Raw genomic sequence first — 13,932 nt, 5'->3', positions numbered from 1 at the left:
CCGAAGGGAAGCGTCTTGACCGAGCAGGTCTTCACCTACGCGGCGCCCGCGTTGAAGTTCGGCAGGGGAGCCTCCACCGAGCTCGCCCACGACCTGGGTCAGCTCGGCGCGCGGCGGGTGCTGCTGGTCACCGACGCCGGCGTGGCCGCCACCGGCCACCCGGCCCGGATCGCGGAGCGGCTGGGCGCCGCGGGGTTCGACGTCACCACCTACGACCAGGTGCACGTGGAGCCCACCGACGCCTCGCTGGAGCACGCCATCGCCGCCGCCCGGGACGCCGGACCCTTCGACGCGATCATCGCGGTGGGCGGCGGCTCCAGCATCGACACCGCCAAGGCGGTCAACCTGCTCACCACCAACCCCGGCGAGCTGATGGACTACCTCAACGCTCCCATCGGCAAGGCGCGCGCCCCCGAGCAGCCGCTGCTGCCGCTGGTGGCCGTGCCCACCACCACCGGCACCGGGTCGGAGTCCACGACCATCTGCGTCCTCGACGTGCTGGCGCTGCAGGTCAAGACCGGGATCAGCCACCCCGCGCTGCGCCCCCGGCTGGCCGTGGTGGACCCGGACCTGACGATGACCCAGCCCGCCGCGGTCACCGCGGCCGCCGGGATGGACATCCTGTGCCACGCCCTGGAGAGCTGGACCGCCCGCTGGTACGCCGACTTCGAGGCCAAGGCGCCCGAGCAGCGGGTGCCCTACTGCGGGGCCAACCCGGTGGCGGACATGTGGGCCAGCAAGGCGCTCACGCTGCTCGCCGGCTCGTTCCGCGACGCCGTGCGCGACGGCGGGGACCCGCACGCCCGGGAGCAGATGGCGCTCGCGGCGACGTTCGCCGGCCTGGGCTTCGGCAACGCCGGGGTGCACATCCCGCACGCCTGTGCCTACCCGATCGCCGGGCGGGTGCGCGACTTCCACCCCGAGGGCTACCCGGGCCAGGAGCCGATCGTGCCGCACGGGATGGCGGTGGCGCTGACCGCGCCGGCCGCCTTCGCCTTCACCTTCGACGCCGACCCGGACCGCCACCTGGCCGCCGCGCGGATGCTGGACCCGACCGGCAGGACCGAGGGGCCCGACGCGCTGCCGTCGGTGCTGCGGACCCTGATGCACGACATCGGCCTCCCCAACGGGCTGGCCGCGGTGGGCTACGGCGCCGCCGACGTCGAGGAGCTGGTGGCCGGTGCGCTGGCCCAGCAGCGGCTGCTGGCGACCGCGCCCAAGGCGGTCGGCGAGGCGGACCTGGCCCAGGTGTTCCGGGAGTCCCTCGAGCTGTGGTGAGGCCGGCGTCCGCGACGGCCGTCGGGTCCGGGGCGGTCGCGGACGGCTGGCACAATGTCGCTGTGCTGACCGTGCGGAGTGCCGATGCCTGAGTCGACCGGCGGGCTGCTCGCCGCCCTGGCCCGCGCGGGGCTCACCGACGTCTCCGACGCCGACGTCACCCGCGCCGTCTACTCCTCCGACGCCTCCCTCTACCGGGTGGTGCCCCAGGTCGTGGTCCGGCCCCGGCACCCCGACGAGATCGTGGCCGCCCTGGGCGTGGCCCGGGAGACCGGCGTCGGCCTCACCATGCGTGGCGCCGGCACCTCGATCGCCGGCAACGCCGTGGGCCCCGGGATCGTGGTCGACACCTCCCGTCACCTCAACCGGGTCCACGAGATCGACGCCGAGGCCCGCACCGCCCGCGTCGACCCGGGCGTGGTGCACGCCGCGCTGCAGCAGGTCGCCGCGCCGCACGCGCTGCGCTTCGGCCCCGACCCCTCCACGCACACCCGCTGCACCATCGGCGGGATGATCGGCAACAACGCCTGCGGCTCCCGGGCCCTGGGCTACGGGCGCACCAGCGACAACGTGGTGGGTCTCGACGTCGCCTACGGGGACGGCAGCACCGCCTCGCTGCGCAGCGGCACCCCCGCCCAGGACCGGGTGGCCGCCGAGCTCGCCACCCTGGTCGACGGCTCCCTGGGTCACGTGCGCACCAGCTTCGGCCAGTTCACCCGCCAGGTCAGCGGCTACTCGATGGAGCACCTGCTGCCCGAGCGCCGCGACGTCGGCCGCTTCCTGGTCGGCTCCGAGGGCACGCTGGCGCTGGTCCTCGGCGCGACGGTGCGACTGGTCGCCGAGGAGCCGCGTCGGCTCTTCGTGCTCGGCTACCCCTCGATGGCCGAGGCCGCCGACGCCGTCCCCGGCATCCTGGACTCCGCGCCCGCCCAGGGCCTGGGCCTGGTCGCCTGCGAGGGCCTCGACGCCCGGATCGTCGACCTGGTCCGCGCCGCCGGCTCCTCGGTGCCCGACCTGCCCCGCGGGGCCGGGTGGCTCTTCGTGGAGGTCACCGGCGAGGGCCGGCTGTCCGACGCCGGCGAGCTGGAGCGGCTCGAGGTGGCCGACCCCTCCGCCGCGACCGCTCTGTGGCGGATCCGCGAGGACGGTGCCGGGCTGGCGGCCCGCAGCCTGAGCCGGCCGGCGTACTCGGGGTGGGAGGACGCCGCAGTGCCCCCGGCCAGGCTGGGCGCCTGGCTGCGCGACTTCGACGAGCTGCTCACCGAGTTCGACCTCCAGGGCGTGCCCTACGGCCACTTCGGCGACGGCTGCGTGCACGTGCGCATCGACTTCCCCTTCCACGAGGGGGAGACCGGCCGCAAGGTCTTCCGCGAGTTCCTCGAGGCCGCCACCGACCGGGTCGTCGCCCACGGCGGCTCGCTCTCCGGCGAGCACGGGGACGGGCGGGCCCGCTCCGAGCTGCTGTCGCGGATGTACGACGAGGAGTCGATGCGACTCTTCGGCGCGGCCAAGGCGATCTGCGACCCCGACGAGGTGCTCAACCCCGGGGTGCTGGTCGACCCCGCGCCGCTGGACGCCGACCTGCGTCCCGGCCGGCCCGTGGCGCCCGTGCCGACCCTGCTGCGGTTCGTCGAGGACACCTCGATGGGCACCGCGGTGCACCGCTGCACCGGCGTCGGCAAGTGCGTGACCGTGCCCGGTGCCGGCTCCGCCGCCGGCGTGATGTGCCCGTCCTGGCAGGCCACCCGGGACGAGAAGGACTCCACCCGCGGCCGCGCCCGGACCCTGCAGGAGGCGCTGGACGGCACCCTGGTGCACGGGCTGGCCGACCCCGCGGTGCACGACGCGCTGGATCTCTGCCTGTCCTGCAAGGGCTGCGCCCGGGACTGCCCCACCGGCGTGGACATGGCCACCTACAAGTCCGAGGCGCTGCACCAGACCTACCAGGGGCGCCGGCGGCCCCGCACCCACTACACGCTGGGCTGGCTGCCTGCGCTGGTCCGGCTGGCGCCCGGCTCCTTCGGCCGTGGCTGGCTCGACAAGGCGATGGGCACCGGCCCCGTGACCCGGCTGGCCAACAAGGTGGCCGGGATGGACGCCCGGCGCTCCCTGCCCTCGGTGGCCCCCCGCAGCGCCCAGTCGCTGCTGGGGCGCTCACGCAAGCAGGAGGCAGCCAGCGCCCCGGACGTGTGGATCTGGGCCGACACCTTCACCGACCACTTCCGGCCCTCCTCGGCCAAGGCGGCCATCGACCTGCTGGCCGGCGCCGGGCTGCGGGCGGAGCTGATCCCCTCCGACGCGTGCTGCGGACTCACCTGGATCTCCACCGGCCAGCTGGAGCACGCGCGCTCCACCATCGAGAAGACGGTCGCCGTGCTGGAGCCGTACGTCGCCTCCGGGACGCCGGTGATCGGCCTGGAGCCGTCCTGCCTGGCGACGCTGCGCTCGGACGCGGTGCAGCTGACCGACGACCCGCGCGCCGAGACCGTGGCCGCGGGGATCAAGACCCTCGCCGAGCTGCTGGACCAGCTGGACTGGACCCCGCCCGACCTGAGCGGGGTGGAGATCGTGGCCCAGCCGCACTGCCACCACGCGTCGGTGCTGGGCTGGGAGGCCGACGCCCGGCTCCTGGCGAAGGCCGGTGCCCACGTCACCCGGGTCGGCGGCTGCTGCGGACTGGCCGGCAACTTCGGGATGGAGCAGGGCCACTACGAGGTCTCGGTCGCCGTCGCCGAGCTCCAGCTGCTGCCCGCGGTCCGGGCCAACCCGGGCGCGGTGGTGCTGGCCGACGGCCTCTCGTGCCGGCACCAGCTCGACGACCTCGCAGACGTCAAGGCCGTGCACCTTGCCGAGCTCCTCGCGGGCGCCTCGGCGGATGTGGGGCGGCGGGTCACCGCGGACTAGCATCGGTGTCATGAACCCCCGTCACCGCCGCCTCGTGATCCCGCTGGCGCTCGGGGGCCTGATCCTGATCGTGCTCGTCGCAGCCCTGGTCAAGTGAGGGTCCGCTGATGGCTGCCGAACCGCTGCTCCGCGCGCTGATGCGGATGCGCACCCTGATCCTGGACCCCGACGTGCTGGTCCGGGCCGTCGCCTCAGGCCGCCAGAAGGGGCAGCACCCCCGCTGGAAGCGCGTCGAGCTGCGCTACGTCGACCTCAAGGCGGGTCGCCACCTCCAGGTCACGGCGTACGACGAGACGCAGGCGCACACCTCCAACTACGCCCTCGGCGAGCCGGGCCAGCCCAGTCCCGCCCGCGAGGCCGTGGACGACCTGCTCGACGAGCCGTTCGCCCACTGGCACGTGGAGACCACCACCGAGCAGCACCAGGTCCGGGTGACGAAGAAGCTCGAGGCGATGGTGCACACCACCGCGCGGGCCGAGGAGGTCGAGGTGGAGCGCGGGCACGACCGGGACAAGTCCCGGATGCTCGCCGAGGACGACCCGGTGCTGATCAGTCTGGGCATCTCCACCGCCGAGGGGCGGGTCAAGCCGTCCCGGCAGGCGAAGTACCGCCAGGTGGAGGAGTTCCTCCGGCTGCTGGACGCCTCCATCACCGAGGCGCGGAGCAAGGGGCACCTGCGCAAGGCAAGCCAGGACGACCCGCTGCGGGTGGTGGACCTGGGGTGCGGCAACGCCTACCTGACGTTCGCGGCCCAGCGCTACCTGACCCACGTGCGTGGTCTGCCCGTGCACGTGACGGGGGTGGACGTGAAGCAGCAGTCGGCCGAGCACAACTCCCGGGTGGCGAGCGAGCTGGGCATCGACGCCTCGTTCGTGGTGGGCAGCATCGCCGAGGCCAGCCTGCCCGAGCCGCCCGACGTGGTGCTGGCCCTGCACGCCTGCGACACCGCGACCGACGAGGCGCTGGCCCGCGCCGTGCAGTGGCAGGCGTCGCTGGTGCTCGCCGCTCCCTGCTGCCACCACGACGTGGCCGCCCAGCTGCGCCGGACCCCGACCCCGGCGCCGTACGCGATGCTGACCCGCCACGGGATCCTGCGGGAGCGGTTCGCCGACACCCTCACCGACGCGCTGCGCGCCTCGATCCTGCGGCTGCACGGCTACCGGGTCGACGTGGTGGAGTTCGTGGAGAGCGAGCACACCCCCGCAACACCCTGCTCCGCGCGGTGCGCACCGGAGCGGTGGTCAAGGGCGGCGGCGTGCGCAAGGAGTACGACGACCTCGTCTCCACCTGGGGGATCCGGCCCCGCCTGGCCGAGCTGCTGGACTGAGGCGGGACGTCGTGGTCGCGCTCTCCGAGGCCGGCGGGTGGCTGGCCGCGGTGGCCCTGGCCGTCCCGTTCTCCCTCGGCAGCGCCCTCGGCGACGACCCGGAGCACGGGGAGGCGGTCTTCGCCTACACCGACCCCGAGATCGTGGAGTCCTCCGGGCTGGCGACGCTGCCCGGGGACCGGGTGGCCACCGTCAACGACAGCGGCGACACCGGACGGGTCTTCACCGTCGACGTCGCGACCGGGGACACCGTCGGAGTCACCACCTGGACCGGTGACCCGACCGACGTGGAGGCGGTCGCCCCCGCGGGCCCGGGCGAGGTGTGGGTGGGCGACATCGGGGACAACCGGGGCCGTCGCTCCTCCGTCGAGGTGCTGCGGGTGCCGGTGGGGGAGGGGGAGCGGGCGGCGACCCCGGCGCGGTTCGAGCTGGCCTATCCCGACGGTCCGCGGGACGCCGAGGCCCTGCTGGCGCACCCGGTCACGGGCCGGCTGCTGGTGGTCAGCAAGGTCGTCTTCGGCGGCCAGGTGTACGCCGCCCCGCGAGAGCTGGATCCCGACGCGCCCAACGAGCTGACGGCGCTGGGCCAGGTGGCCGGCATGGTCACCGACGGCGCCTTCTTCCCCGACGGCGAGCACCTGATCCTGCGCAACTACACCTCCGCCTTCGTCTACACGTTCCCCGACCTGGAGCTGGTGGACGAGCTCCCGCTTCCCCGGCAGCAGCAGGGCGAGGCGGTCACCGTCACCGCGGACGGCGAGGTGCTGGTGGGGACCGAGGGCCAGTTCACCGACGTGCTGCGGGTGGCGCTGCCGGACTCGGTGACCGCGGCGATGACGCGCGCCGCCCCGTCCGCCGCCCCGTCCGCCGCCCCGTCGACCTCCGTCTCGCCCGGCCCGGAGGACGGCACGCCGGAGCAGGACCCGGACCAGGACCCGGAGCAGGACCTGCGGCCGGGCTGGGCCTGGCTGCTCAACGCCGGCATCGCGGTGCTGATCGCGGGGCTGCTGGTCCGGGCGCTCCGCCCACGCTGATCCCACGCTGATCCCGCGCCGGTTCGGCCCGGGACTGTTGCGCGGCGATGTGAAGATGTGTCCATGCCTCGACTGCGCCGCACCGCTCCCGACCAGCCTGGCTGGACCCGCCGGCGCGCCGGGAAGGGCTTCGTCTACCTCGACCAGCACGGCGAGCGGCTGTCCGAGGACGACGCGCAGCGGGTGCGGGACCTGGTCATCCCGCCGGCCTGGCGCGACGTCTGGGTGACGCCGTACCCCCACGGCCACCTGCAGGCGGTGGGCACCGACGACGCCGGACGCCGCCAGTACCTCTACCACCCGCAGTGGCGGGCCCGCCGCGACGCGGCGAAGTTCGACCGGGTGCTCGACTTCGGACAGGCGATGTCGAGAGCCCGGGAGAAGGTGCTCACCGACCTCGGCACGGAGGGCATGGAGCTGAGCCGGGCCTGCGCCGTGGCCACCAGGCTGCTCGACCTCGGCTACTTCCGGATCGGCAACGACGTGTACGCCGACCAGAACGGGAGCTTCGGCCTCACCACCCTGGAGCGGCGCCACGTGAGCCGCAAGCGGGACCGGCTGGTCTTCTGCTTCGTGGGCAAGTCCGGCGTCGAGCACTGCATCGAGATCGACGATCCGGCGGTGGTGGAGGCGCTGGAGGTGATGCGGCGCCGTCGCGCCCCGGGCGAGCCCCGGCTGCTGGCGTGGAAGGACGGCCGGACCTGGCGCACCCTGGACTCCGCGACGGTCAACTCCTACATCCGCGAGACCACCGGGGTCGAGGCCACCGCGAAGGACTTCCGGACCTGGCACGCCACGGTGATCGCTGCGGCAGCGCTGGCCCAGACGCCGGAGCCGGGTCACACCAAGGCGTCCCGCAAGCGGGCCGTCGCGGCGACGATGCGCGAGGTCTCGGAGTTCCTGGGCAACACCCCGACCCTGGCGAAGGCCTCCTACGTGGACCCCCGGGTCGTGGACGCCTACGAGGAGGGCCGCACCATCGAGGCGGCCGCCAGCCGCACTTTTCCGACCCCTGACGAACGTCAGGACGCGCTGGAGCGGGCGGTGCTCGAGCTGCTCGCCGAGGAGTAGGGGAGTCATGGAGCTGACCGTGGTGCAGGGCGACATCACCACCCAGCAGGTGGACGCGGTGGTCAACGCCGCCAACCGGGCGATGCGGGGCGGGGGAGGGGTGGACGGCGCGATCCACGCCGCCGGCGGGCCCGAGGTGCTGGCCGACTGCGTACGCCGCTTCCCGCGCGGCCTGGCCACCGGCGACGCGGGCTGGACCACCGCGGGCAGGCTGCCGGCACGCTGGGTGATCCACGTCGTGGGACCCAACTACACCCGGGGAGAGACCGACCGCGCCCTGCTCACCTCCTGCTACCGCCGGGCACTGGGGGTCGCCGACGAGCTCGGGGCGCGCAGCGTCGCGTTCCCGCTGGTCAGCGCGGGCGTCTACGGCTGGCCGCTGGGCGACGCGATCGACGCGGCGCTCGAGACGCTCCGGGCCACCCCGACGCGGGTCGAGGAGGCCCGCCTGGTCGCCTTCGGCCGACGCACGTACGACGCGGTCCGGGCCCGGCTCGGCGCGAGCTAGGCCCGGACCTGGAGCCTCAGAGGCGCTCGACCACGTAGTCGATGCAGCCGGTCAGCCGCTCGACGTCGGCGGGGTCGATCGCCGGGTACATCGCGATCCGCAGCTGGTTGCGGCCCAGCTTGCGGTAGGGCTCGGTGTCCACGACGCCGTTGGCCCGCAGCACCGCGGCGATCCGCGCGGCGTCGATGGAGTCCTCGAAGTCGATGGTGCCGATCACCAGGGACCGGTGGTCGGGGTTCGCGACGTACGGCGTGGTGTAGGAGGTCTTCTCGGCCCAGCCGTAGAGCACGTCTGAGGAGGCGGTGGTCCGCGCCACCATGCCGGCCAGGCCGCCCTGGGCGTTCATCCAGTCCAGCTGCTCGGCCATCAGGAACAGGGTGGCGACCGACGGGGTGTTGTAGGTCTGGTTCTTGGTCGAGTTGTCGATCGCGGTGGGCAGGTCGAAGAACGGCGGGATGTAGCGGGCGCTGCCGGCGATCTCCGCGGCGCGGTCCAGCGCCCGGGGCGACATGATCGCGAGCCACAGGCCGCCGTCGGAGGCGAAGCACTTCTGCGGGGCGAAGTAGTAGGTGTCGACCTCGGCCAGGTCGACCGGGAGGCCGCCGGCGCCGGAGGTGGCGTCGATCAGCACCAGGGCGTCCTCGTCGATGCCGGCGGGGCGGGCCACGGGCGCCATCACGGCGGTGGAGGTCTCGTTGTGCGCCCAGGCGTAGGCGTCCACGCCGTCCTCGGCGACGGCCTCGGGCCGCGATCCCGGCTCGGCGGTGATCACCGAGGGGTCGGCGAGCCAGGGGGCGGCCTTGGTGGAGGAGGCGAACTTGGCGGAGAACTCCCCGAAGGACAGGTGCTGGCTCTTGTTGCGCACCAGGCCGAAGGCGGCGATGTCCCAGAACGCGGTCGCCCCGCCGTTGCCGAGCACCACCTCGTAGCCCGCAGGCAGGTCGAAGAGCGCGGCCAGTCCCTCGCGCACCCGCGCGACGGTGTCGCGGACCGGGGCCTGGCGGTGCGAGGTGCCCAGCAGCGAGGTGCCGGTGGCGGCCAGGGCGGCGACGTGGCTGGGCTGGATCTTGGAGGGCCCGGCGCCGAAGCGACCGTCTGCGGGGAGGAGGTCGGCGGGGATCTGGAGGGCGTCGGTGGTGACGGTCACCAGGGCTTCCTTTCGGTTGTCGAGCGGGAGGCCTGACGACGCTGTCAGCGGCCCTCGGGCCGCCGCCTATTCTGGCACCGTCCAGGCGGGTACGACGAAATGAGGTCACGTGACGAGCACCCCTGAACGCGCCGCCGGAACTGCCGGTTGCACGCCGCACATCGAGCGTCGCGCGTTCGACCATCCGGACGCGGTGCGCCTGGTCGCCCAGGTCCAGGCCGAGTACGTGGTGCGCTACGGAGGTCCCGACGAGGCGCCCATCGACGCGGGCGAGTTCGCGGAGGGGCGCGGCGCGTTCTTCGTGGGCTACCTCGGTCCCGAGCCGGTGGCCACCGGGGCCTGGCGCTGGCACGCCGTGCCGGTGGGGATGGAGCCGGGACCCTGCGCGGAGATCAAGCGGATGTACGTCGCGGCGGAGCACCGCCAGCGCGGCCTGGCCCGGCTGATGCTGTCCCGGCTGGAGGAGAGCGCCCGGGAGGCCGGCGTGGCGACGATGATCCTGGAGACCGGGACCCGGCAGCCCGAAGCGATCGCCTTGTACGAGTCGGCCGGCTACGCGCCGATCGCGGGCTACGGCTACTACGCAGGTGGTGAGCTGTCTCGCTGCTTCGGCAAGACCCTGTGAGGACTGTTGGGTCCGACACGCGGGACACCAGGAGAGTAAGTCCAGTAAATTAGTCTAATATCTCGGGCATGAGTCAAACCTCGATGTCCCTGGAGCGCGCAGGTGCGCGCACCACCCCGGCCGCGGGGGTGGGGCTGGGATCGGACCCGAAGTCCACCGTGCTCGCCAGGGCTGCCGCGCCCGGCCGCGCCGGCGGTGCCCGATCGGCGCGGCTGCGGGCCGCGGCCCTGCGCTGGGTGAGCCCCCTCGCGCTGGTGGTGCTGTGGCAGGTCGCCTCCTCGACCGGGCTGCTGGACCCCAAGACGCTGGCCTCGCCTGCTGACCTGGCCGTCACCGCCTGGGAGCTGACCGAGAGCGGCAAGCTCACCGAGGCCGTGCTGGTCTCCCTGCAGCGTGCCTCCCTGGGCTTCCTGATCGGCGCCGTGGCGGCCGTGGTGCTGGGAGTCATCACCGGCCTGAGCCGCATCGGCGACGCGCTGGTCGACCCGCTGATGCAGATGGTGCGGACCATCCCGCTCTTCGGCCTGGTGCCGCTGTTCATCGTCTGGTTCGGGATCAAGGAGGAGCCCAAGATCTACCTGGTGGCGCTCGGTGTCGTCATCCCGCTCTACCTCAACCTGGTCGCAGCGCTGCGCAGCGTGGACCCGGAGCTGCTGGAGCTGGCCACGTCGCTGCGGCTCTCCACGCTCGAGCGGGTGCGTCACGTCATGCTCCCGGCTGTGCTGCCAGGTGCCCTGGTGGGCCTGCGCCAGTCGCTCGGGGTCGCCTGGCTCGCCCTCATCGTGGCCGAGCAGATCAACGCCGGGGCCGGACTGGGCTACCTGATCAACAATGCGCGCGACTTCCTGCAGACCGACGTCATCGTCGTCGGCCTGCTCGCCTACGCCGTCCTCGGCCTGATCACCGACGCCCTGGTGCGGGTGCTGGAGCGTCGAGCTCTGCGCTGGCGCGACGAGGGGGTGACGGCATGAGCGGGCAGGAGCCGGTCGTCCGGCTGCGCGACGTACGCCGCAGCTTCGGCGGCAACGAGGTGCTCGCGGGCATCGACCTGGAGATCCGGCCCGGCGAGTTCGTGGCGCTGCTGGGGCACTCGGGCTCGGGCAAGTCCACCCTGCTGCGGGTGCTGGCCGGCCTGGACGACGGGGCCACGGGCGAGGTGCGTACCGGTCGCGAGCCCGCGGTCGTCTTCCAGGACCCGCGGCTGCTGCCCTGGCGCCACGCCCTGGAGAACGTGATCCTCGGCCACCGCGGCGAGGACCCCGAGGGGCACGGTCGGGCCATGCTGGCCGAGGTCGGTCTCGCCGGCCGCGAGGACGCCTGGCCCCGCGAGCTCTCCGGCGGCCAGCGGCAGCGGGTCGCCCTGGCCCGGGCCCTGGTCCGGGAGCCCGACCTGCTGCTCCTCGACGAGCCGTTCAGCGCGCTGGACGCCCTCACCCGGATCTCGGCCCAGCAGCTGGTGCAGGACCTGTGGCAGAGCCACGGCCCGGCGGTACTGCTGGTCACCCACGACGTCGAGGAGGCCTTGCTGCTCGCGGACCGGGTCCTGGTCATCGCCGAGGGGCACCTGGTGCACGACGAGCGCCTGGACCTGCCGCGGCCCCGCCGCCGCGAGGACGCCGAGGTGGTCTCGCGCCGCGTCGCGCTCCTGTCGCTGCTCGGTGTCACTGGCGACAGCGCCACCGAGCTCGCCGCCGCGCACTGACGCGGTACGCCGCCCTGTTCGACCCGGCCCGCCCGCACCGCGCAGGCGTGCGCCGACCTGCCTGAACCCCTGTCCACACACCATCCAGGAGCAACGCGATGACCAGCACCAGCACCCGACCCGGACGGGTCCGACGCAGCCTCGCGCTGCTCGGCGCCCTCGCCCTCGCGACCACGCTCGCGGCCTGCGGCGGTGACGGGGACGCGGCCACCTCCGACAGCGGCAAGCCCGTCCTGCGCGTCGGCGTCCAGAAGGACGGCATCCGCGCGATCCTCAAGCAGGCCGAGCTCCTGGAGGATCTCCCCTACGAGATCGAGTGGTCCGAGTTCACCGCCGGCCCGCCGATCGTGGAGGCAGCCTCCGCGGACCAGATCGACGTGGCGTGGGTCGGCAGCACCCCGCCGATCTTCGGCGCCGCGGCCGACGCGGACTTCAAGATCGTGGCCGCGGTCGTGGAGCGCGACTCGCACTCCGACTCCGTCCTGGTGCCCGAGGGCTCCGACATCAAGAGTGTGGAGGACCTGAAGGGCAAGAAGGTCGCCGTCGGCCGCGGCACCTCCTCGCACGGCATGTTGATCAAGGCGCTCAACCGGGCCGGCCTCGGGCTCGACGACATCGAGGTCAACTACCTCGCCCCGGCCGACGGGCTGGCCGCCTTCACCTCCGGTGCCGTGGACGCCTGGGTGGTGTGGGACCCGTTCGTGACCCAGGCCATCCAGGAGGCCGACGCCGTGGAGATCGCCGGTGGCGCTCCGGACGACAACGGCCTGCAGTTCGAGATCGCCTCGAGCAAGTCGCTCGAGGAGACCGACACCCGGGAGATGATCGTCGACTTCGTCGACCGGGTCCGCCAGGGCTTCGCCTGGGCGGTGGACAACCACGAGGCGTGGGGCAAGGCCTGGGCCGAGGAGTCCGGCCTGCCGGAGAGCACCACCACCGTGGTGACCGAGAACAAGAAGTCCGACGTCGGTCCGGTGACCGACGAGATCATCGAGGCCTCGCAGCACCTCGCCGACCTCTTCACCGAGGCCGGAGAGCTGCCCACGACGATCGACTTCTCCTCGATCGTGGAGCCCGGCATCGTCAAGTAGCCCACACCCACGCTCTCCAGACGTCCGTCGCGCCGAGTTCCTCGGTACGGCGGACGTCTGCGGTCGGCACGACGTAGCGTCGCGGGGGTGCTCCGCAGCCTGCTCGCCGCTCCCGTCCTGCTCATCGCGCTGCTGGCGCCCGGAGGCGCGGTCCCCGCTGACGCCAGCGAGGCGCCGGTCTTCACCAGCGCCATCGAGGGGTACGCCGACTACCAGCCGCAGACCCGGTGCCGGCGCCACGCCGGGCCGGGCGTGCGCCAGCTGGCACAGGCGCTGGCGGCTCGTGGCGGCCGGCGGGGACCGATCGCCCGGAGCTGCGCCGGGCCGGGCACGTCCGAGCACAAGGAGGCCCGCGCCTTCGACTGGATGCTGGATGCGCGCTCAGGCCAGGACGAGCGGGACGGCCGGCTGTTCCTCGACGAGGTGTTCGCCCCCGACGCGGCCGGCAACCCGCACGCCCTGGCCCGGCGGATGGGCATCATGTACGTCATCTGGAACGACCGCATCTGGTTCTCCTACCACGGCTTTGCCGAACGCCCGTACCGCAGCTCGTCCTGCCCGCGGCGCAAGGGCTGCTCCGTCACGCTGCGGCACCGGGACCACATGCACATCTCCCTGACCCGGCGGGCCGCACGCGGGCTGACCAGCTGGTACGTCGAGCAGCCCGCGTTCAGGCGCCCGGAGGGAGCTGCCGCCGGGCCCTCCGCTGCTGGGCCTTGAGCGCCTTGCGCTCCAATCGCCGGGTCTCCTCCTCGATGCTGCGTCGGCGTTCGAGCACCACCCGGACGTGGTGCGCGGCCAACGCAGCCAGCACGATGAGCGGCCAGGGGAAGCCCGGACCGTCGCCGAGCGAGCCCACTCCCCACACGGTGAAGCAGATGAGGCTGACGCTGATCAGGGTCCACAACGAGTCACGGCGCCGGCGCTCGTAGCGCTGGAGGGCCCTGGCCCGGATCGCCTCGACCTGCTCGAGCGGAAGACCGGACTGGTAGAGGGTCGGCTGGTGCAGCGGCGGAGGGGGAACCAGGTCCGCCACCAGGGGTGGCAGCTCGCCCAGGGTGCGCGAACCGGCGAGCGTCTCCGCGCGCGCGTCGAACTCATCGCGGTCCAGGCGCCCGTCTGCGAAGCTCTCCGCGAGCACCTGCGCAACGGCGTCACGGTCGCGCTGGGCCGACCGGAGGTGGGCGCGCTCCGGCAGCCGGGGATCGTGCGACAGCCCGGCCCACGGGTCACCGGTCGTCACGA

The 13,932-nt window shown here is 73.5% G+C and carries 12 protein-coding genes; 10 read left to right on the top strand and 2 right to left on the bottom strand.

What is annotated here, in order from left to right; all coding sequences use genetic code 11:
- The first annotated feature begins 15 nt into the window (after positions 1–15).
- The 5 genes from C0R66_RS15220 to C0R66_RS15195 all read left to right on the top strand — a co-directional run bounded on the left by C0R66_RS15220 (position 16) and on the right by C0R66_RS15195 (position 8,122).
- On the top strand, positions 16–1,278 hold the full coding sequence (locus C0R66_RS15220; protein ID WP_101525424.1) for a hydroxyacid-oxoacid transhydrogenase: 1,263 nt from the start codon (positions 16–18) through the stop codon (positions 1,276–1,278).
- Between the two features lie 84 nt (positions 1,279–1,362).
- Positions 1,363–4,182: an FAD-binding and (Fe-S)-binding domain-containing protein gene (locus tag C0R66_RS15215; protein ID WP_101525423.1), complete on the top strand. Its 2,820-nt coding sequence runs from the start codon at positions 1,363–1,365 to the stop codon at positions 4,180–4,182.
- Positions 4,183–4,289: 107 nt separating this feature from the next.
- Positions 4,290–5,786 carry a class I SAM-dependent methyltransferase gene (locus tag C0R66_RS15210; protein WP_241901472.1) on the top strand — a complete coding sequence of 499 codons (1,497 nt, stop codon included), beginning with the start codon at positions 4,290–4,292 and terminating at the stop codon, positions 5,784–5,786.
- 820 nt (positions 5,787–6,606) lie between these two features.
- A complete protein-coding gene (locus C0R66_RS15200) occupies positions 6,607–7,614 on the top strand; it encodes a DNA topoisomerase IB (RefSeq protein ID WP_101526289.1) in 1,008 nt (335 codons plus the stop codon).
- A gap of 7 nt (positions 7,615–7,621) precedes the next feature.
- On the top strand, positions 7,622–8,122 hold the full coding sequence (locus C0R66_RS15195) for an O-acetyl-ADP-ribose deacetylase (protein ID WP_101525421.1): 501 nt from the start codon (positions 7,622–7,624) through the stop codon (positions 8,120–8,122).
- Between the two features lie 16 nt (positions 8,123–8,138).
- On the opposite strand, the gene serC is transcribed toward C0R66_RS15195, so the two are convergent.
- Entirely contained in the window at positions 8,139–9,269 is a 1,131-nt protein-coding gene (serC, locus tag C0R66_RS15190; protein ID WP_101525420.1) for a phosphoserine transaminase, read from the bottom strand.
- 109 nt (positions 9,270–9,378) lie between these two features.
- Here serC and C0R66_RS15185 point away from each other — a divergent pair, with 109 nt between their 5' ends.
- From C0R66_RS15185 to C0R66_RS15165, 5 genes are all read left to right on the top strand, one after another.
- On the top strand, positions 9,379–9,894 hold the full coding sequence (locus C0R66_RS15185) for a GNAT family N-acetyltransferase (RefSeq protein ID WP_241901471.1): 516 nt from the start codon (positions 9,379–9,381) through the stop codon (positions 9,892–9,894).
- Positions 9,895–9,962: 68 nt separating this feature from the next.
- On the top strand, positions 9,963–10,865 hold the full coding sequence (locus tag C0R66_RS15180; RefSeq protein WP_241901470.1) for an ABC transporter permease: 903 nt from the start codon (positions 9,963–9,965) through the stop codon (positions 10,863–10,865).
- A complete protein-coding gene (locus C0R66_RS15175; protein WP_101525418.1) occupies positions 10,862–11,596 on the top strand; it encodes an ABC transporter ATP-binding protein in 735 nt (244 codons plus the stop codon). Before C0R66_RS15180 ends, C0R66_RS15175 begins: the two co-directional genes overlap by 4 nt.
- Positions 11,597–11,694: 98 nt before the next feature.
- On the top strand, positions 11,695–12,687 hold the full coding sequence (locus C0R66_RS15170) for an ABC transporter substrate-binding protein (RefSeq protein WP_101525417.1): 993 nt from the start codon (positions 11,695–11,697) through the stop codon (positions 12,685–12,687).
- 87 nt (positions 12,688–12,774) lie between these two features.
- Positions 12,775–13,407, top strand: a complete 633-nt coding sequence (locus C0R66_RS15165; RefSeq protein ID WP_101525416.1) for a VldE C-terminal domain-containing protein — start codon at positions 12,775–12,777, stop codon at positions 13,405–13,407.
- Here C0R66_RS15165 and C0R66_RS15160 read toward each other — a convergent pair.
- The gene (locus C0R66_RS15160) at positions 13,358–13,930 is read right to left on the bottom strand and encodes a DUF1707 SHOCT-like domain-containing protein (protein WP_101525415.1); all 573 of its coding nucleotides are present in this window, start codon (positions 13,928–13,930) and stop codon (positions 13,358–13,360) included. The genes C0R66_RS15165 and C0R66_RS15160 overlap by 50 nt on opposite strands.
- Positions 13,931–13,932 lie beyond the last annotated feature (2 nt).

Origin of the sequence: Nocardioides houyundeii, assembly GCF_002865585.1 — a bacterium.
GTDB classification, from domain to species: domain Bacteria; phylum Actinomycetota; class Actinomycetes; order Propionibacteriales; family Nocardioidaceae; genus Nocardioides; species Nocardioides houyundeii.
This window is presented reverse-complemented; position numbering and strand designations above follow the sequence as displayed.